16 protein-coding genes are annotated in these 19,084 nt (G+C 56.0%); 4 read left to right on the top strand and 12 right to left on the bottom strand.

Annotated elements, in window-relative coordinates; translation table 11 throughout:
- The first annotated feature begins 85 nt into the window (after window positions 1–85).
- The 3 genes from P0H77_RS06820 (at window position 86) to P0H77_RS06810 (ending at window position 4,010) form a co-directional block, all read left to right on the top strand.
- A complete protein-coding gene (locus tag P0H77_RS06820; protein WP_276164149.1) occupies window positions 86–1,516 on the top strand; it encodes an MFS transporter in 1,431 nt (476 codons plus the stop codon).
- A 283-nt stretch (window positions 1,517–1,799) separates the two neighbouring features.
- Window positions 1,800–2,537 (top strand): Slam-dependent surface lipoprotein, encoded by a 738-nt coding sequence (locus tag P0H77_RS06815; protein ID WP_276164148.1) that lies wholly within the window; start codon window positions 1,800–1,802, stop codon window positions 2,535–2,537.
- A 36-nt stretch (window positions 2,538–2,573) separates the two neighbouring features.
- A complete protein-coding gene (locus P0H77_RS06810) occupies window positions 2,574–4,010 on the top strand; it encodes a porin family protein (protein ID WP_276164147.1) in 1,437 nt (478 codons plus the stop codon).
- Here P0H77_RS06810 and P0H77_RS06805 read toward each other — a convergent pair.
- The 9 genes from P0H77_RS06805 to P0H77_RS06765 all read right to left on the bottom strand — a co-directional run bounded on the left by P0H77_RS06805 (window position 4,007) and on the right by P0H77_RS06765 (window position 14,679).
- Window positions 4,007–4,987 carry a LacI family DNA-binding transcriptional regulator gene (locus tag P0H77_RS06805; RefSeq protein WP_276164146.1) on the bottom strand — a complete coding sequence of 327 codons (981 nt, stop codon included), beginning with the start codon at window positions 4,985–4,987 and terminating at the stop codon, window positions 4,007–4,009. The genes P0H77_RS06810 and P0H77_RS06805 overlap by 4 nt on opposite strands.
- 78 nt (window positions 4,988–5,065) lie before the next feature.
- A complete protein-coding gene (locus P0H77_RS06800) occupies window positions 5,066–6,211 on the bottom strand; it encodes a Gfo/Idh/MocA family oxidoreductase (RefSeq protein ID WP_276164145.1) in 1,146 nt (381 codons plus the stop codon).
- The gene (locus tag P0H77_RS06795; protein WP_276164144.1) at window positions 6,208–7,236 is read right to left on the bottom strand and encodes a sugar phosphate isomerase/epimerase family protein; all 1,029 of its coding nucleotides are present in this window, start codon (window positions 7,234–7,236) and stop codon (window positions 6,208–6,210) included. Before P0H77_RS06795 ends, P0H77_RS06800 begins: the two co-directional genes overlap by 4 nt.
- 14 nt (window positions 7,237–7,250) lie before the next feature.
- Complete coding sequence (locus P0H77_RS06790; protein ID WP_276164143.1) at window positions 7,251–8,492, bottom strand: MFS transporter; 1,242 nt, start codon at window positions 8,490–8,492, stop codon at window positions 7,251–7,253.
- Between the two features lie 220 nt (window positions 8,493–8,712).
- On the bottom strand, window positions 8,713–10,101 hold the full coding sequence (gene pheP / locus P0H77_RS06785) for a phenylalanine transporter (protein ID WP_276164142.1): 1,389 nt from the start codon (window positions 10,099–10,101) through the stop codon (window positions 8,713–8,715).
- A gap of 116 nt (window positions 10,102–10,217) precedes the next feature.
- Entirely contained in the window at window positions 10,218–12,413 is a 2,196-nt protein-coding gene (locus P0H77_RS06780) for a TonB-dependent siderophore receptor (RefSeq protein WP_276164141.1), read from the bottom strand.
- 55 nt (window positions 12,414–12,468) lie between these two features.
- Window positions 12,469–13,557, bottom strand: a complete 1,089-nt coding sequence (locus P0H77_RS06775) for a YncE family protein (protein ID WP_276164140.1) — start codon at window positions 13,555–13,557, stop codon at window positions 12,469–12,471.
- 305 nt (window positions 13,558–13,862) lie between these two features.
- A complete protein-coding gene (locus P0H77_RS06770; protein WP_276164139.1) occupies window positions 13,863–14,342 on the bottom strand; it encodes a ferritin-like domain-containing protein in 480 nt (159 codons plus the stop codon).
- A 157-nt stretch (window positions 14,343–14,499) separates the two neighbouring features.
- Window positions 14,500–14,679: a general stress protein gene (locus P0H77_RS06765; RefSeq protein ID WP_276164138.1), complete on the bottom strand. Its 180-nt coding sequence runs from the start codon at window positions 14,677–14,679 to the stop codon at window positions 14,500–14,502.
- Window positions 14,680–15,053: 374 nt separating this feature from the next.
- Here P0H77_RS06765 and P0H77_RS06760 point away from each other — a divergent pair, with 374 nt between their 5' ends.
- Entirely contained in the window at window positions 15,054–16,172 is a 1,119-nt protein-coding gene (locus P0H77_RS06760; protein WP_276164137.1) for an AI-2E family transporter, read from the top strand.
- A 226-nt stretch (window positions 16,173–16,398) separates the two neighbouring features.
- Here the strand turns inward: P0H77_RS06760 and P0H77_RS06755 are convergent, their stop codons facing one another.
- The 3 genes from P0H77_RS06755 to P0H77_RS06745 all read right to left on the bottom strand — a co-directional run bounded on the left by P0H77_RS06755 (window position 16,399) and on the right by P0H77_RS06745 (window position 19,080).
- The gene (locus P0H77_RS06755; protein ID WP_276164136.1) at window positions 16,399–17,016 is read right to left on the bottom strand and encodes a 2-dehydro-3-deoxy-6-phosphogalactonate aldolase; all 618 of its coding nucleotides are present in this window, start codon (window positions 17,014–17,016) and stop codon (window positions 16,399–16,401) included.
- Window positions 17,000–17,884, bottom strand: coding sequence for a 2-dehydro-3-deoxygalactonokinase (locus P0H77_RS06750; protein WP_276164135.1), 885 nt, complete (start codon window positions 17,882–17,884; stop codon window positions 17,000–17,002). The genes P0H77_RS06755 and P0H77_RS06750 overlap by 17 nt, the downstream gene beginning before the upstream one ends.
- Before the next feature lie 65 nt (window positions 17,885–17,949).
- Complete coding sequence (locus P0H77_RS06745) at window positions 17,950–19,080, bottom strand: mandelate racemase/muconate lactonizing enzyme family protein (protein ID WP_276164134.1); 1,131 nt, start codon at window positions 19,078–19,080, stop codon at window positions 17,950–17,952.
- Window positions 19,081–19,084 lie beyond the last annotated feature (4 nt).

The raw sequence follows: 19,084 nt of genomic DNA, 5'->3' as shown, positions 1-19,084 counted from the left end.
CAGTACCAGTATAAGCAGGAACTGGTACCCGTTTTTTATATCAGCGATGCTACGTCCATTCGCTGAATGACGCAATGGAGTGACCATGAATACGTCTGCTGTTTCACCCGGCCGTGCGGCCCTGATTTTATTGTTAACCGGCCAGATGCTGCCGCTGATTGATACCTCAATTACCAATGTGGCGCTGGAATCAATCACCCAATCGCTGCACGCCAGCGCCACCCAGCTTGAACTTATCGTCGCGCTGTACGGTGTAGCCTTTGCGGTGTGTCTGGCGATGGGCAGTAAGCTTGGTGATAACTACGGTCGCCGCCGCCTGTTTATGTGGGGTGTGGCGGCGTTCGGCGTCGCCTCGCTGCTGTGCGGAATGGCGACCACCATAACGGAACTGCTGGCGGCGCGCATTTTACAGGGCGCAGGCGCGGCGTTGATCGTGCCGCAAATTCTGGCGACGCTGCACGTCACGTTAAAAGGCAGGGCGCACGCGCGGGCGATCAGCCTGTACGGCGGCATTGGCGGTATTGCTTTTATCGTCGGACAGATGGGCGGCGGCTGGCTGGTCTCCGCCAATATTGCCGGGCTGGGCTGGCGTAACGCCTTTTTTATCAATGTTCCCATCTGCCTGCTGGTACTGGCGCTGAGCCGACGCTACGTGCCGGAAACGCGTCGCGAAATGCCTTCGCGTATTGACTGGCAGGGTACTTTTTTGCTGGCGGCAATCCTCTGCTGTCTGCTGTTCCCGCTGGCGCTGGGTCCGGAACTGCACTGGCCGTGGCCGACGCAGGCGGCGCTGCTGGCCATTGTGCCGCTGGGACTGTGGATGCGTGCCAGTGCACAGCGCCAACAATCCCGGGGCGGACAACCTCTTCTGCCGCCGCGCCTGCTGCAACTTGCCAGCATCCGTTTTGGTATGGTTATCGCCCTGCTGTTCTTCAGCGCCTGGTCTGGCTTTATGTTCTGCATGGCGCTGACGATGCAAAAGGGGCTGGGGATGGCTCCCTGGCAGTCCGGCAACAGCTTTATTGCGCTCGGCATTGCCTATTTTGCCTCTGCACTCTACGCCCCGCGGCTGATCGCTCGCTACAGCACCGGGCGCATCCTGCTGACCGGCCTGGCGGTACAAATGGCAGGACTGCTGGCGCTGATGTATACGTTCTGGCGTTTTGACAGCGCGACCACCGCGCTGGCGCTGGCTCCCTCGACCGTACTCATTGGCTACGGGCAGGCATTGATCGTCAACAGCTTTTATCGGGTGGGCATGAAAGATATCAGCGCCTGCGATGCTGGTGCGGGCAGTGCGATCCTCAGCACCCTGCAACAGGCGACGCTGGGATTAGGGCCTGCGGTGCTGGGATCGTTATTTCTGGCGCTGGCGCATCACGGCCATGGCAGTTACCCGCGAGCGATGGTCGGTTTTCTCGGCGTAGAAGTGGTGATGATGGTGTTATTAGGTGCCGTCGCCCTGGCATATCGCCAGCGTCTTTTTACCGCCGTAGATAATCGGTGTGCGCAGTAAACGGTTAAAATTCTCTCCCGGCGGGCTAAAAATAATGCCCGCCGGGAATATTTTTCCCTACTAATAATTAGGGTGCATAAATAGCGAAGAATAATCACCATTAATAAAAACACATAAAATTCAATGAATTAAATATACATAAAATGTAATTTCCATTAAGTCGTTATGCCGGCCGTTTTCCATCCAGGACTATTCTTATAATCTATGTAAAAAAATATGTCTTAATATGTCCGAAATTTCATTTCTCTCATTGGCATATTTCCTCTGAAACAGGACGTTGACTATGGCACACCTTAAACCTGCGATTTTACTTTCTCTTCTTGCCCTTACTGCCTGTGGCGGCGGCGGCGGTGGCGGTCATCACGATAGTGGTTCAGCACCCGAGACCAGCACACCGTCTCAGCCGGATACCGGCACCACACCAGCACCAGAGCAGCCCCAGTCGCCACCTGAAAGTAAGGCCACGCTGGGCAGCGTTTCCGGCGTCACCTACACCACGCCGAACGGCATTGAATATCAGATGCGCCGTGATGGCATTACGTTTGGCGGTACCTGGACGGAAGGTCTGGTCAAAGCCGACGGCACCCGGGTTTCCAGCACCAGCTGGTGCTGCGGCCCAATGAGCTACACCCTGTTCGGTAGCTGGACGTCGCAGGAAAAAGGCGAGCACGGCGTGTTCTACAGCGGGGAAGGCACCGCAGCGGCCAACGTACCGACGCAGGGCAGCGCGACGTACGTTGGTTCCGGCATGCGTGACGGCGTGCGCACCGACGCCAGCTTCAACGTCGATTTCGCCGCGAAAACCATCAACGGTAACATCACGGGCAACGACGATTTTGGTTCAGCGGTGGCGATGCAGGGCACTATTGTTGACGGCGGCTTCAGGGGTGACGCGCAGTCCGGCGGCGATAACGGCACCTTTGTCGGTCACTTCAACGGTCCTGCGGCAGAAGAACTGGGCGGCATCGCGGAGTTCGCCGATACCAGCAAAAGCGCGTCGTTCGGCGCAACAAAACAATAATATTTTACCGGCCAGCGTCGCTGGCCGGTTTTCCTGATGATGGTAACCTGCGGTATGTCCTCCCTGCGCCTGCGCTCCCTGTTATTAACCTGTTTTTTACCCGCTGTCGCCACGGCGGCCCCCACGGACAATACCCTGATCCCGGCGGCCCCCCATTTCGAACGCTTAACGCCGAAAACGTCGGGTGAAACGGCTTCCGGCGATATGCTGCACGTCTCAGACCAGCAGCTTGCCGCGCAGCCGGAACTGGCAAAAGCGTTACTGGATCAGGCGGTGCGCGATGAGGCCTGGCCGGTGGTGAAAAGCATTCTGCCCCTCTATGAACGCTCACCCGCACCGGACAGGGTACTCATTCACTATGCGAAAGCGGGCGTGGCGCGCAGTGAAGGGCACTACGGCGAGGCGATTAAAAACTATCGGGCGATCCTTAGTGAGCATCCCGATTTTGCCGCCGTGCGCCTCGACCTCGCCCGTGCGCTGTACGAAGACCGGCAGTTCGACGCCGCAGAATATCATTTTGAACGGGTGAGAGCCGCCAGTCCGCCGCCTGAGGTGGCGCAGCGCATTAACGCCTACCTTCAGCGCATTCAGTCACAGGATCGGCTGACGGGAAATCTCAGCCTCAGCTATCTCAACGACAGTAACGTGAATAACGCCTCGACCAATAAATATATTCGTATTGGCGATAAGTTGTTTATCCGTAATAAAGAGGCTTATCCGCAGCGTGGTGAAGGGTTCTGGTTTAACGGCGCACTGCAAAAAGATGTGCATCTTTACGATCGCCATTCCCTTCGTTTTCTCGGCACGGTAACGGGCAAAAGCTACTGGAATAATCATCGCTTCGACGATATTACCAGCCGCCTGTATGCCGGATATCGCTGGCAGGATTTTCGTCAGCAAATCTCGCTGCTGCCTTTTTACGAGAAACGCTGGTACGGCACCGAAGCGTACTCCTCCGGGCCGGGTATGCGCATGGAGTACAGCTATTTACTCTCTCCGGCGTGGCAGGTCAGTCAGGTGCTGGAATACCAGAAGCTGCATTATGACAATACGCAGTATGATTTTTTGGCCGGGGATAACCGCTACGTTTCCACCACCCTGTCGCATGTGATTAACGCGCGGCTGTCGGTGTTCGTCGGTGGCGATGTGGCGTGGCAGAACACTACTACCGCCAGCGAAACGAACCAGCGCTATAGCCTGCGCAGCGGACTGGAAACGGATTTGCCGTGGGGGATGTCGGCTGGCCTGATGGGGGCGCTCGCCAAACGTCATTACGATGATGACAACGATATTTTTGGCGTTCGCCGTCAGGATGATGAGCAGATTGCGATGGTGTCGCTCTGGCATCGCGATCTGCATTTTATGTCGGTGATGCCAAAGCTGAATTTCGTCTACAAAAAGGTTAACAGTAATATCGACTTCTACGATTATACCCAGCGCAATGTCTACCTGACGCTGGATAAACGCTTCTAGGCGCTGGCGCGGGTGGTCAGATGCCACGCCATCATCACCCGCTCGGTTCTGGAATCAGGATTGTCGATTTTATTGAGCAGCAGCCCGACGGCCTTACGACCCATTTCATGCGACGGCTGTTCAACGGTGGTGAGCCGGGGCGAGATCATCTCCGCCAGTTCGGTGCCGTCGAAACCAACCACGGCAATATCGTCCGGCACCTTCAGCCCGGCCTGTTCAATCGCGCGGATCGCCCCGGCGGCCAGGGTGTCGGAAACGGCGAAAATAGCGTCAGGCCGACGCTCCGCCGCCAGCAGTTTTTCGGCAGCGGCTTTTCCGGCGGCCACGCTCAGCTCGCTGGCATATTCGACGGACTGAAACGCCAGACTGCGGGTATGGATCACGCTTTTATAACCGCGCTCGCGCAGGCGGGCGTATTTATAGCTGAGATCGTGATTAATCAGCGCAATACGCTGCCGGCCTTTATCCGCCAGCCAGGAAACCACATGCTGAGCGGCATCAACATCGTTAATGCCCACGCAGGAAACCGCGCCGCTGTCGGCATATTCCGCGCACTGCACCCACGGCGCATCGCCGATCATCATAGACAGTTCCGGCAGCTTAGAAAAAGCATCCATGGTGATAATGCCGTCAACGATTTTGCCTGACAGCAGCTTCAGGCCGGAACGTGAGCGTTCGATGTCCGAACCGGCGTTACAAAGCAGAATGCGGTAGCCGTTTTTCTCTGCCTCTTCTTCGATACCTTTCACCACCGCCGCGCAAAACGGGTTGGCAATATTGGAGACCATGACCAGGATCATATAACTGCGCGCGGTCCGCAATTGCCGGGCCAGCAGATTGGGCTGATAGTTACTTTCCGCAATGGCTGCCAGCACCCGTTCGCGATTTTTCGCTTTGACGGTATCGCTGTTATTGAGCACGCGCGATACCGTCGCCACCGAGACACCAGCGAGACGGGCAATTTTTTGAATGGACATAGTGACGGCAAATCCTGCGGTTAGCGTTAAGAATTGCAGGCTATCACAAAAGCGTTGCCCGGCGAACCGGGCAATGATTTACTCCCCGACGCGTATCCAGCGCTGCTCCTGATGGCTTTTTACAATCGCCTCAATGAGATACATCACGTTTGCGCCGTCATAAAAAGAGGCGAAGGACTCAGAACGTGACGGTTTTCGCCCTTCCCGCACCGCCTGATAAAACTGACCGAGCATGTTTTTAAAGGCGTCCGGCCAGCCTTCGATATGACCGCCGGGAAAATGAGCGCTGGCGGCAACGTCGGCGTTCATCAGGCCCGGATCGTCGCTGAGCAGTTGATTGGGCTGCGCGCGCTGGCCGATCCACAGTCGCTGCGGCGTTTCCTGATCCCACGCCAGCGAGCATGCACTGCCGTTGATTTCAAAACTCAGGCGGTTTTTTCGTCCGGCGCTGACCTGCGAAACGTGAAAACAGCCTTTGCTGCCGTCCTCAAAACGGAACAGGACCGAGCCGATATCCTCGGTGGAAACCGGGCGATCGACATAACGGGCGTGGTCATCATGGCTGAAGGTCGCCGCGCCGGAGACGCTGGCTTTACGCGTCGGCCAGACAATCGACAGGTCGGCCATCACCTCGACAATGCGCTTGCCGGTAACAAACTGCACCGTATCGCACCAGTGCGAGCCGATATCCGCTACCGCCCGCGATGCACCGCCCTGGGCGGCATCCACCCGCCAGTTATAGTCAGTTTCCAGCAGCATCCAGTCCTGCAAATAGGTGCCGTGGGCGGAAAAAAGCCGTCCGACACTCCCCGCCCGGCGCATGCTGGCCGCCTGCCGAACCATCGCGAACTGGCGATACACAAAACTCACGCCGTGAACCACGCCCGCCTGCTCCGCCAGCTGTACCAGTTCACGGGCTTCATCGCTGGTCATGCACAGCGGTTTCTCGGAGAAAACATGTTTCCCCGCCCGCAGGATCTGCCGGTTAATCGCCGCGTGAAGGTGGTTAGGCGTGCAGTTATGCACCACCGCCAGCCCCGGATGCGCCAGCAGTGCGTCCACACTGTCGTAAGCGTGCGGCACGTGCAGCGCCCGCGCTTTGCTTTCTGCGGCCTCACGCGTGCTGTCGCACAGCGCCACCACCTCGACATCGCCCAGCCGACGCAGCGCTTCCAGATGCGCCGGACCGATAAATCCGCTGCCGATAATGCCGACCTGAATCATTTGCGCACCCCGTTTCCTGCGGCAAAATCATCAAAGGCATGTGCGGAAACCGGAATGATGTGGCGACGGATAAACTCGCTGCCTTCGCGCGCCCCCGTTTCCCCGTCCTTCAGGCAGCACTCCCACTCCAGCACCGCCCAGCCAGGATAATCATACTGCGCCAGCTTGCTAAAAATGGTTTTGAAATCCACCTGCCCGTCGCCCGGTGAGCGGAAGCGCCCTGCCCGCTCAAGCCACGGCTGATAACCGCCGTAAACGCCGCTGCGCCCGTTCTGGCGGTACTCGGCATCCTTAACGTGAAAGGCTTTGATGCGGGAATGGTAGATATCGATCCAGGTCAGATAGTCAATGTGTTGCAGCAGCAGGTGGCTCGGATCGTAGAGCATATTGCAGCGCGGGTGGTTATCGACCTTTTCCAGAAAGCGCTCAAAGGTCACGCCATCGTGCAGGTCTTCACCCGGATGGATTTCGTAGCACAGGTCTACGCCGTGCTGGTCAAAACAGTCGAGGATCGGTCGCCAGCGCTGCGCCAGCGTATCAAAAGCCTCTTCCAGCAGCGCGGCGTTGTGCGGCGGCCACGGGTAAAAATAAGGCCACGCCAGCGCGCCGGAAAACGTGGCGTGGGCCGTGAGGCCGAGACGTGCGGATGCTGCCGCAGCCTGTTTGAGAATATCGGTTGCCCAGGCCTGACGCGCCTGAGCATTGCCGCGCACCTCCGGCGGCGCGAAGCCATCAAAGGCTGCATCACAGGACGGATGCACCGCCACCAGTTGCCCTTCAAGATGGGTGGACAGTTCGCTGATTACCAGCCCGTACCCGGCCAGTTTACCGCTAACCTCGTCGCAGTAAGTCTGGCTTTCTGCCGCCCGTTGCAGATCGAAAACCGCCTTATTATGGCAGGGGATCTGTAGCGCCTTATAGCCCAGATCTGCCGCCCACTCTGCCAGCCCCTCGAGGGTATTAAACGGCGGCTGGTCACCGAGAAACTGCGTTAAAAAAAGTCCCGGTCCCTTAATGGTTCTCATAAACACCTCCAGAATTACGCAGGCTCTTTCTCGTTATAGTGGAAAGAGAAAAGGAAAATAAGTGCAATCACGGCGGCGGCAATAGCCGGGATCCACCAGAAGGTCACCCACGCCTGCGGCACGGTTTGTCCGGCCACCAGACGGTTATACAGCGCGCCGGAGATCTGCGAGCCCAGCAGCATCCCGATGCCGTAAGTAAACATGACGATCATGCTTTGCGCCTGGCCCTTGACCTTCTCCCCCGCCACGCGGTCGGTATAGATAAAGCCGACCACAAAGAAGAAATCGTAGCAAACGCCGTGCAGCAAAATGCCGAGATACAGCAGCGCCCGCGCTTCTTCATTCACTCCGAGCGCAAACAGCGCGTAACGCACGAACCAGGCGAGCATGCCGATCAGCAGCATGTATTTGACGCCGAGGCGACGGAACAGCAGCGGGATAACCAGCATGAAGACGATTTCCGACATCTGGCCGAAGGACATGGCGGTGCTGACATCGCCGACGCCTGCGTCTGACAGGTACGACGCGGTGTACGCGTAGTAAGTGCCCAGCGGCACCGAAATCAGCGTGGCGCACAGCGAGAAGATAAAGAAGTGGCGCGTTTTCAACAGCGCGAAGGCGTCGGCGCAGAACAGATCGCGCACCTGGATCGGCAGCCCTTTCGCGGGCGCTGGCGTGTGTGGCAGCGTCAGGCTATAGAGCGCCAGCGCCACCGAGCAGATCGCCGCGAGAGTAAAGATGCCGGTAGTATCGGAAATGCCGGTCACGCCAATAAAGATCCCCGCCACAATCCAGCCGATAGTGCCGAAGACGCGCACCACCGGGAAGGTTTTATCGATGTTCGCCAGGCTGTGAAAGGCGATGTTATTGGTCAGCGCCAGCGTCGGCATATAACACAGCGTATAGCCAAACAGCAGGCCGATCAGCAGCGCGCCGTTCTGCGCCACCAGCGCCTGCGGCACAAACCACAGGATGATCGCACCGAGCAGATGCATGACTGCCATCACCTTTTGCGAGGCGAAAAAGCGATCCACCAGCATCCCCAGCACGAACGGCGAGAGAATAGAGGCGATCGGCCCGGCGGAGAACGCATCGCCAATCAGCAGCGACATGTTGTGCTGCGTCATCACCAGCCCAAGCGTCACCGACCAGCTGCCCCAGATGAAGAACTGTAAGAACATCATTAACGACAGACGCGGCACCAGCAGGCGGTGCCGGACGCCTCCTCTGCCGGTGGTTTCAGTTGTAGATACCATTTTTCGCTCCACCCTTAAAAGTAATCGATTACAAAACACGTTTAATCTGAAAGTAATCGATTACAAATAAAGATCGAGCGTCTTGTAATGAAAGTGGGAGAACGATCACGAACAAAAAATCAGCCGCGATCCGCCGACCGTTCAGGCGTGTAACTCAGGGTTCAGGGAGATCGTTCCGGGCAGAGCCTGCGCTATCCCGCAGGCCCGGTGCAATGAAAGGTTATGCTTTACGACGCAGACATCTGAAGGCGATAAACAGGAACAGGACCCACATCGGCAGCAAAATTGCCGACAGGCGCATCTCGTCCATGGTGCACATCAGCCCCAGGATCATCAGCAGAAAGGCAATGCAGATGTAATTGCTGGCAGGCGACAGCAGCGCTTTAAATTTCGGCAGGCGTCCTTTACGACGCATCGCCGCACGGAATTTAAGGTGCGCCAGGCAAATCATGATCCAGTTCAGCAGCAGCGTCGCTACCACCAGCGCCATCAGCAGGCCAAAGGCTTGTTTTGGCAGCAGGTAATTGATCAGCACGACCAGCGAGGTGATCACCCCGGAGAGCAGCAGCGAATTAACGGGCACGCCGCGACGGCTGACGCGGGTGAGAAATTTCGGCGCGTTGCCCTGTACCGACAAGCCAAACAGCATCCGGCTGTTGGAATATACCCCGCTGTTATAGACCGACAGCGATGCCACCAGAATCACCATGTTCAGCGCGGAGGCCACCAGGTTGCTGTCGAGATTGTGAAAAATCATCACAAACGGGCTGCTGTCAGATTTGATATCCATCCACGGATAGAGCGCCAGCAGAACCACCAGCGAGCCGATATAGAAAAGCAGAATGCGATAAACCACCTGATTGACCGCTTTGGGAATCGATTTTTCCGGATCGCGCGCTTCCGCAGCCGTAATCCCGATCAGTTCCAGGCCGCCGAAGGAGAACATGATCACCGCCAGCGACAGGATCAGCCCGTGCCAGCCGGTCGCCAGAAAGCCGCCGTGGACCCACAGGTTGCTCAGCGTCGCACGCTCGCCGCCATGGCCGGAAACCAGCATCCAGATGCCGAAACCAATCATGCCAACAATGGCGAGCACTTTGATCAGCGCAAACCAGAACTCGGTTTCGCCATAAAGACGTACGTTAACCAGGTTAATCGCATTGATCACAATGAAGAACGCCGCCGCCCAAATCCAGGTCGGGACATCCGGGAGCCAGTACTGCATGTAGATGCCGGCCGCGGTGAGTTCCGCCATGCCGACCAGCACGAACATAACCCAGTAGTTCCAGCCGGAGAGGAAGCCCGCGAACGGTCCCCAGTATTTGTAAGCAAAATGGGCAAAGGAGCCGGAAACCGGTTCTTCCACCACCATCTCGCCAAGCTGGCGCATGATGAGAAAAGCAATGATCCCGGCGAGAGCGTATCCCAGCACTACCGCCGGGCCTGCCATCTGGATCGCCGGGCCAATGCCGAGGAACAACCCGGTGCCGATCGCGCCGCCCAGCGCAATCAATTGAATATGTCGGTTTTGTAAACCCCGGTGTAACGCTGGATTATTTTCTGAAGATGCATCCGCAGAATGTCTGGATGCCAGTGACGCGTTTTTCACGCCCTACCCCTGTACTATTTATATTAAGGGGCACCTTTTAACACTTATAGATGTCACACTTCAAGTTACGCGACGAGAACGGGCTTCCCTGCCCGCCTTACGAGGTGCTCTTGCAATCAGAAGTCGTAGCTCATGGAGACTTTGACCGTGCGCGGTTCACCTTCAAAGATGTAGGTGCCGTTATCTTCAACGCCCGACCAGTATTTCTCGTTGGTAACGTTATCCACGCCGACACGCACGACCATATCGTTCTTGTCCTGATTCAGGTGCATACGATAACGTACGCCCAGATCCAGCGTGGTGTAATCATCCAGCTTTTTGGTATTCGCGGCATTGGCATACTGCGAGCCGGAGTGGTTTACTCGCGCGGTTGCCGTCAGGCCGTCCACCGGCTTGATGTCATATTCCGCCCCGAGCGCCATATAGAAGCGCGGTACGCCAATCGCATCTTTACCGTTATTCACGCCGCCTTTGGTTTTAGTCATTTCCGGATCCAGCCAGACGGTGCTGCCGTTCAGACGCAGCCCCAGCGTCGGTTCGCCGAACACGTTCAGCTCAACGCCGCGGTTACGCTGCTCGCCATCCAGCGCGTAGACGCCGGTCACGCTGTCCTGAAGCGCGGACGGTTTTTTGATTTCAAACAGCGACAGTGAACCGCCGACGCGCTCGAAATCGACTTTCACGCCCACTTCGTTCTGTTTTGAGTGCGCAATACCGGTGCTCTTACCGTAGTTGGTGGCCGTTTTCGGTGCCACGCTGCCAGGCTGCAGCGCTTCGGTATGGTTGGCATACAGGGAGAGCTCTTCCCACGGCTTGTACACCACGCCATAGGTCGGCATCCAGCGGCTTTCGGTGTAGCGGCTGGTGGTATCTTCCGCGCCGGTGGCGTTACTGTAGTTACGCACCACCACTTTCTGATGACGTGCGCCGACGGTGAACAGCAGTTGATCGTCCAGTACGCCAAGAGTATCGCTTAACAGCCAGCCCTGGGTGCGGTTACGGGTGGTGGTCAACGGATCGGAGTAGTTACCGCCGAAGCTGGTGTTGTCCGGGATCGGCACCGGATGATTATCATAGATATTGGTGGTCGGGTTTACGGACGACATCGTCCACGCGGTTTTATCTTTTTCGATTTGCGCCGAGTAACCGACATTCACCTTGTGAGAGACAAAGCCGGTATCGAAATCACCGCGCAGGCCGCCCATTCCGCTATATGCGTCGGTAATACGGTTGGTATCCAGACGTCCGGCGGTCGCATCGCCGTTGGCGTTAAGCAGTTTTGGCCCGCTGTAAACGCCGGTTTCATGCGCATGCTGCATGCCGAGCGCGGCATAGGCGGTCCAGTTGTCGGTCAGATCGTATTCGCTCTTCGCCATGCCGAATTCGTTTTCGATATCGCTGAAGGCCCATTTCTGGCTGTAGTTTTTGGTCGGATCCGGCACGCGGGGAATAAAATCAACGCCGCTGATGTTCAGGCCGGTCTCACCGCCGTGGAAGGTTTTTTTCTGGTAGCCAAAGTCCAGCGAGGAGCGCAGGCGGTCGCCACGGTAATCAAGACCAATGGCGGCCAGCGTAGTGCGGTGTTTATCGTCTTCTACCGCCGTCTCGCCTTCGCGATGCACCAGGTTTACGCGCGCGCCAAACTGGTTGTTATCACCAAAGCGGCGTCCGGCGTCTACCGTACCGCCGACCTGAGAGTCAGAGGTGTAGTCCACGCCAACCGTGGCGTTTGGCGTATCCTGCGCGCGCTTTGGCTCAAGGTTGATCATCCCGCCAACGCCGCTGCTTGCCGCGCCGTTGACCAGCGCATTCGCGCCTTTAAAGATCTCGATGCGCTCCAGCATCTGCGTGTCCATCACCTGACGTGGCACCACGCCCGGCAGACCGCCGAAAGTCATGTCATCCCCGTCCAGCTTGAAGCCGCGAATACGGTAGGTTTCAGCATAGTTACCGTAACCCTGTACCGCCTGTACCCCCGCGTCATTGCTGACGACATCGGCAATGGTTTTCGCCTGCTGATCCTGAACCAGCTTCGAGGTGTAGCCGATCACGTTAAACGGCACATCCATCGCCTTTTGCTCGCCGAGCATCCCCATGCGCCCGCCGTGGGCAATCTGCCCGTCCAGATACGCCGGAACCAGATCGTTGCCGCCCGGCGTGAAATCCGCCTCCGGCGTCGCCTGGACGACAATGGTATCTTCTTTGGTTTTGCTGTCGTCCGCAGGAGCAGCCCAGACGGAATGGCTTGCCGCGCCGATGGCCAGCGCAAGCAGCGTTTTACGCAGCGGGAATGAAACGTTGGTGTTGTGCATAATTCACTCGAAAAAAGGGTAAAGTGAAAAAAAGGCCCGTCTCCGGGCCGGATATTTATTTAGTCAAATCAATGCGGACGACGCTATCCGGTCCGCTGGTTGAGTGGTCTTTGTTGAACTTCTGCTTCACGGTCACAAACAGCGTCTGGCCGTCGGCAGAGAGTTCCAGGCTGTTCGGGTTAGGTGGCAGATCCCACGTTTGCTTCACGGCGTAAGAGGTGCCGTCCAGGCTGACCACTTTGCCGCCGTCGCGACGGGAGACGTAGATCTCGTTGCGTTTGGCGTTGTATTTCACCGACAGCGAATCGCCGATATCGAGCTGCTTAAGCACGTCACCGCTGCGGATATCCAGCACCAGCGTGGTTTTGGCTTTCGAGTTGTCGGTAACGAACAGACGACCGGTTTCGCTGCCTTCTGCAATATTCAGCAGCAGCGCCGGTTTATCACCCAGCGGTTTCCAGCGGTGTTCAATACGATTGGTGCGCGGGTTGATCACCAGGATCTCGCCGCCGCCATTGGCCGCGTACAGGCGATCGGTTTTTTCGGAGTAATGCAGCCCGGTCATCCATTTGCCGGTGTTTTTAATGCGGGTTTTCAGCTTCAGCGTTTTCGCATCCACCACCCAGATGATGGCTGGATCGGCAACCGCGCCGATGTACAGCGTGTTGTTGTGCAGCAGGATCTGGCGCGCGCCGTAAGGGAAACCTTCGTCGTTACGCTCCGGGAACAGAATGCGGTTTTTGACTTTGCCGTCGGCGGTGTTGATGGCGCTGACGCCGCCGTCGAGAGAATTGGTGACATACAGGGTTTGTCCGTCGTCAGACAGTGCGAGGGCAAAGTTTTTCAGATCGGTATGGCTGGCCCCGATGGTTTTCAGCGTGCGCGGGTCAAGTTTGTAGACCACCCCACCCTGCACATCCTTGAAACCTTCAGAACTGGCAACGTACAGCGCATCCCCTTTCGGACTGAGCGCCATTTCATACAGGCCATCCGCCAGATCGCGTTTTTGTACATTCGCTGGCAGTGCAGCGGCAGTGGTTTTCTGAGGTTCAGCAGCAGGTTTGCTCGCGGTGGATTGTTGCGCCGTGCAGCCGCTCAGCGCGACGGTCATCAGCAGCGCAAGGGCGGAGATTTTCATTTTCATCAGGGAAGTCCTTCACCTTCGAAATAGCAAAAACGTGGAGGCATCCCGGATTATGATTTTTCGTTCCGGTCATTCTTACGCGCGCTCCACCGTGTGCCTCAGTGTTTCCCTGTGAAAGCGTTCACTGTTGTGCAGGTAGGTCCATATCGCGCCTGCGAATAACAAAGAGAATGAGAACTATACTCATTCTCTTTGTATTATCAAGTCTAAATGTTACAAGGATTAACGACAGGAAATATATTGCGGGGGAAAAATTGAGATAAAAAATACGCGCCCGGCAGCTAACTGCCGCCGGGGAAAGGATTTTATTTACCGCCTTCGGCGATAACGGTCAGTTTACTGTCGGTGGCTTTCTCTTCTTTTAATGTTTCTTCAAGCAGCTTTGCCGCCTCGTTATAGCCGAGTTTGAGCGCCAGCGTTCTCAGCGTCCCGTAAGAGGCGATTTCGTAGTGTTCAACTTTCTGTGCGGCCCCGATCAGTCCGGCGTCGCGAAGCTCGCCCGCCTCAACGGATTCAATAATCTCCTGCGCTTCTTCTGCCAGTCCTTCGAGAGCATGACATTTCATGCGCTTGATACGCACGCCTTCCGTCACCTCCACCAGCCGATCGAGTCTTTCGATTTGACCCTGCGTTTCTTCCAGATGCGCTTCAAAGGCAGCCACTAATTTTGGCGAGGTGGCCGCTCTGGCCATTTTTGGTAATGCTTTGGTAATTTGTTTCTCGGCGCTGTAAATATCTGATAATTCATGAATGAATAGATCGTTTAAGCTTTTTACCGCTGGCATAATCATGACCTCGTCATTAATTAAGGATTAAGTGGCACTCCTGAAATATAAGAGCACCACTTATTTTCGATATATTATCGCGAGTTAATCAGTACAACAGTATCGCTACCTGTTAACCGTAACGGACTGAATTGATTAGGGTGTTATAAAAATAAATTTATGAGGATGAACGATTGCCGCTATGGCTGTTCTTGCCACCTTTTTTGCCCGCTTCAGACGCGCGCTGTGGGTCGTTTTTGAAGTTGCCACCGCTCTGCTGGCCGCCTTTGCGCCCGGCTTCAGCTGCACGTTTTTTATCTTCTGCAAAATTACCTGAACCGCCACGATGTTGAGTCATAACAATTACCTCATTACATGTTTAGGGTTGATAAATTGGGGGCTGCCCCCTTGCTAAGCAGAATTAATACTAGTCGCTGCGTACAGCTTCGCAAGTCGACAAAACCCCCTCTCTATCTCTCAGAGCAATCTTATATTGACCAATATAATGCAAGCCCGGCAATGATATAAACGAAGCGGCAGAATAATATTCTTACCAATAACTGTCGCATTATTTATGGCATAAAAAATAATGCAAAATGTAAACAACAAGAGAGTGACCGTTTTTCAGTTGTGCTTTTCACACGCTGAACAAAACGGTAAGGTTTCAAACACATGACAGGTTTGTAACTATACTCTACCCCATGTTAAACATGGTACTTACAGGATGTACTTATGAGATTCAAGGGTCTGACCAAGGGCTTTTTCATACTGATACTGGTCATTGTTACGTGGGCCTTCTTCGATGTACTGGCGCCTTACTATTCAGCAATTTTGTGGGCAGCTATTCTGGCGATTATTTTTTATCCGCTTAAAAATAAGCTCCGCGATAAACTTGCAGACCGAAACGTACTGGCATCGTTACTGACGCTGGCGATTATTTGTCTGATCGTCTTCACGCCGCTGGCGGTCATTCTCTCATCGTTAGCCATTGAAATTAATCTGGTTTACGGCAAGTTACAGCAGCATAACACCCAGTTCCCGGTAGTGATTGCCAATTTATTTGAGCATTTACCCGCGTGGGCTCGTCATTTTCTTGCTGAGCATGACCTTGATAACGCCACGCAGATCCAGCAAAAACTGTCCGGCGTCGCGCTGAAAGGCGGTCAGTATGTCGCGGGTAGCGCGTTCCTGATCGGTAAGGGCACTTTCGGCTTTACCATCAGCTTTGGCATTATGCTGTACCTGCTCTTTTTCCTGCTGAAGGATGGTCCTTATCTGGTGCGCCTGACGCTCGAAGCGCTGCCGCTGTCGAAATACATGAAGCATCACCTGTTTGCTAAGTTTGCTGCGGTTTCGCGGGCCACGGTCAAAGGCACGGTGGTGGTGGCTATCGTACAGGGGGTGCTGGGCGGCCTGGCATTTTACATCGTCGGGATTGACGGCAGCATTCTCTGGGGGGCGCTGATGGCATTCCTGTCGCTGGTTCCCGCCGTCGGCTCGGCGATTATCTGGGTGCCTGCGACGATTTATTTGTTCGCTACCGGACAGTTGTGGCAGGGCTTTTTCATGATCGGTTTCTTTGTGGTGATCGTCGGGCTGGCGGACAACATCCTGCGTCCCCTGCTGGTAGGGAAAGATACAAAAATGCCGGACTACCTGATCCTGATCACCACCCTGGGCGGGCTGGAAGTCTACGGCATTAACGGCTTTGTGATCGGCCCACTGATCGCCGCGCTGTTTATCGCCTGCTGGAATTTGCTTTCCGGTCGCGATCATCCAGGTAATGCCGATGAAATTGATGAGATTGTGATTGAGGAAGGACTGAACCACCCGGATGTGGAAGAGAAATAGCGATGAATGGCGCGACGGTGTCGCGCCATATGAGGTTAATGACAAACCCGTTTTGCCGGGTGGCGGCTTCGCCTTACCCGGCCTACGAAAATATTCAATATCAATAGGTTATGCGTACACCGTAGGCCTGTGCAAACGAAGCGCCGCCAGGCATCATTCCATGGTATTACATACTGCTGACAAAGTGGGGGTTTCCCCGTGTTCCACGGACGGTTTGTCATCAACCTCAACGGTGATAACGCTGCCAGGCCGTGATAAACGCCCGCGCTCTGGCGCGGGTATCCGCCACCGATTGCCCGGCACGATAGAGGTCGCTGCCTAATCCGGCTCCCGCGCACCCGGCTTTCAGCCAGTCGTGCAAATTTTCCGGCGTAACGCCGCCGACGGCCAGCAGCGGAATGTGTGCAGGCAATACCGCTTTCAGCGCGCTGACATACGCAGGCCCAAAGCACGACGCCGGGAAAAGTTTCAGCGCCTGCGCGCCGTTTTCAAGGGCACTAAACGCTTCGGTGGCCGTGGCGCAGCCTGCATAGATCTTCATACCATGTTCGCGGCCCCGGCGGATCACCGCAGGATTGACATTGGGCGTGACCACCATTTTCCCTCCACACGACGCCAGTTCATCGACCTGCTCCACCGTTAATACCGTGCCCGCGCCGAATAAACCGCGTCCGGGAAAGGCGCTGATAATACCGGCAACACTCTGCTGCCAGCGCGGCGAATTGGTCGGTATTTCAATCGCCGTAAAACCGGCGTCCAGTAGCGCCTCTACGTGAAGCAGTACGCTTTCAGGATCAACGCCGCGAAGGATAGCAATAAGAGGAATATCAGTTGAATCGTGCATGAATAATGCTCCTTATTCCCTGCAGGAAAGCGGCCTCGCCGGAAATGATTTCAGACGGGATGGCAATACGATCCAGCGCGGTCTGGTAACGCTTTGCCAGCGCGTCACCGCCGACAATGACGATGCGTTGCCCGTGGAATGCGCGGTAAATTCGCTGCATTTGCGCAATTTCGGCACCGATTAACAGGCCAGACAGCCGCTCGCTCACCTCTTCCTGAGCCAGTTTTCCCAGTACCCAGGCCGCGCGGATTTCAAACAGGCGCGGTAAAATTTCACTGTCGTTGAGTCCGTATTCAAGGCCGTGGATAAAGGCGTTACGGTCGGTGATCTGTGGCGGTAGCGCGTTGCCAATCAGGGATTGAGTCATCAACAAGTGATGCATCTCTCCCGTCATCACCGTTTTAAAACCTGTCAGGCAACCGCTATCGATCTCTGCCCATTTGCAGTGGGTGCCGGGCTGGATATAGAGTGACGCGGGAGCCAGTTGCCATGCGCCTGCGAGCTGCGTTTCTTCGCCGCGCATGATATTGCATTCGTGCTCGTTAAGAATATTGACGCCGGGGACAATCCACGTCGAGCCATCAACCTGGTAAAGATGGTGAGCAAGATCGTTAAGCGGTAATGGACAAGGCAGGTACGGTACATTCTGCCAGCCCTGATTGCTGCCGATCATGCCCGCCATAATGACCGGCGTCGACGAGGTCTGCCAGCCATCGGTAATGGCATCCAGGATCTCGCGCGGATGACGTCCGGCAAGACGGGTGATGCCCGCCTCCTGCTGACGGCTATCAACACACCTTCCCTGACTGAAATGCCAGGCGCGTAGCTGCGTCGATCCCCAGTCAATCGCAATAAAATTCTCTGTCATGAGTGCTGACTGCTCCTGATAAAAGGCGTTTCGCGCATCAAAAAGCAGCGAAACGCCTTTCGGATTTACGGTTTAAAGAACGCCAGCGCGTCGCGGTTAATGTCGATACCTAACCCTGGCGCAGTTGGAATCTGCACTACGCCGCGATGATGGGTAATCGGGCTTTGTAAAATGGCCTGACGAATCGGGTGCTCGGTCTGGTCGAATTCGAGCAGTGGCTGTGCCGGCGTGAGGGAGACCGGCGTATGGGTCGGCACCAGCGCCATCCACTGTAACGATGCGGCAATCCCGACGCCGCTGCCCCAGACGTGCGGGTTAGTGCGAATGCCAAACGCCTGCGCCATGTCAGCGATCTTTTTACATTCGCTGAGTCCGCCCGCGGCGCAGATATCAGGCTGGAGAATATCCATCGCCTGCGCGCTGATGACGTTCTTAAACCCATAGCGGGTGAACTCGCACTCCCCTCCGGCGATGGGAATCGAGGTTGCCGCTTTGACCCTGCGATAGCCCTCCAGATCTTCCGGCGGCACCGGCTCCTCAAACCACGCAATATCCAGCGGCTCGATTTTGCGCGCCAGGGCGATGGCGGCAACCGCATCGTAGGCGTGATTAGCATCGACCATCAGCGCCACATCATCACCGATAGTCTCGCGGATCAGGCGGGTAATGCGATAATCTTCCTCCACGCCAAAGCCAACCTTCAGCTTCATCGCGCGGAACCCCTGTTCCACATAGCTGGCCGCCTCTTCGGCGAGGTAGTCCGCCGCGTTACCGCCGTCGCGACGGTAAAGGCCGGTTGCATACGCCTGAACCTCGCTTCGCAGCTGGCCGCCCAATAAGGTATACGCCGGAACGTCGAAATATTTGCCGCGAATATCCCACAGAGCAATATCAATGCCGCTGAGTCCTTCGATAAGCAATCCTTTTTGCCCGTGATCGCGCAGGCGGGCATAGAGATCCTGCCAGATAAACTCGCTGTTCAGCGGATCGCTGCCGATAATCATGCTGCCGAGTTCATCGACCACCGCTTTGGTGATCCGCGCCGGGCCGTAGCATTCTCCCCAGCCGCACATTCCCTCGTCGGTTTCTATTTCGACCAGCATGGCGGTACGCGTGTCGTAGCGGGCGCGTGAGTAAGAAAAAGGTTCCTTTAATTTTGCTGACAGCAGATGCGTCTTTACCGCGGTAATTTTCATAGTG

Origin of the sequence: Superficieibacter sp. HKU1 (assembly GCF_029319185.1) — a bacterium.
Lineage (GTDB): Bacteria > Pseudomonadota > Gammaproteobacteria > Enterobacterales > Enterobacteriaceae > Superficieibacter.
This window is presented reverse-complemented; position numbering and strand designations above follow the sequence as displayed.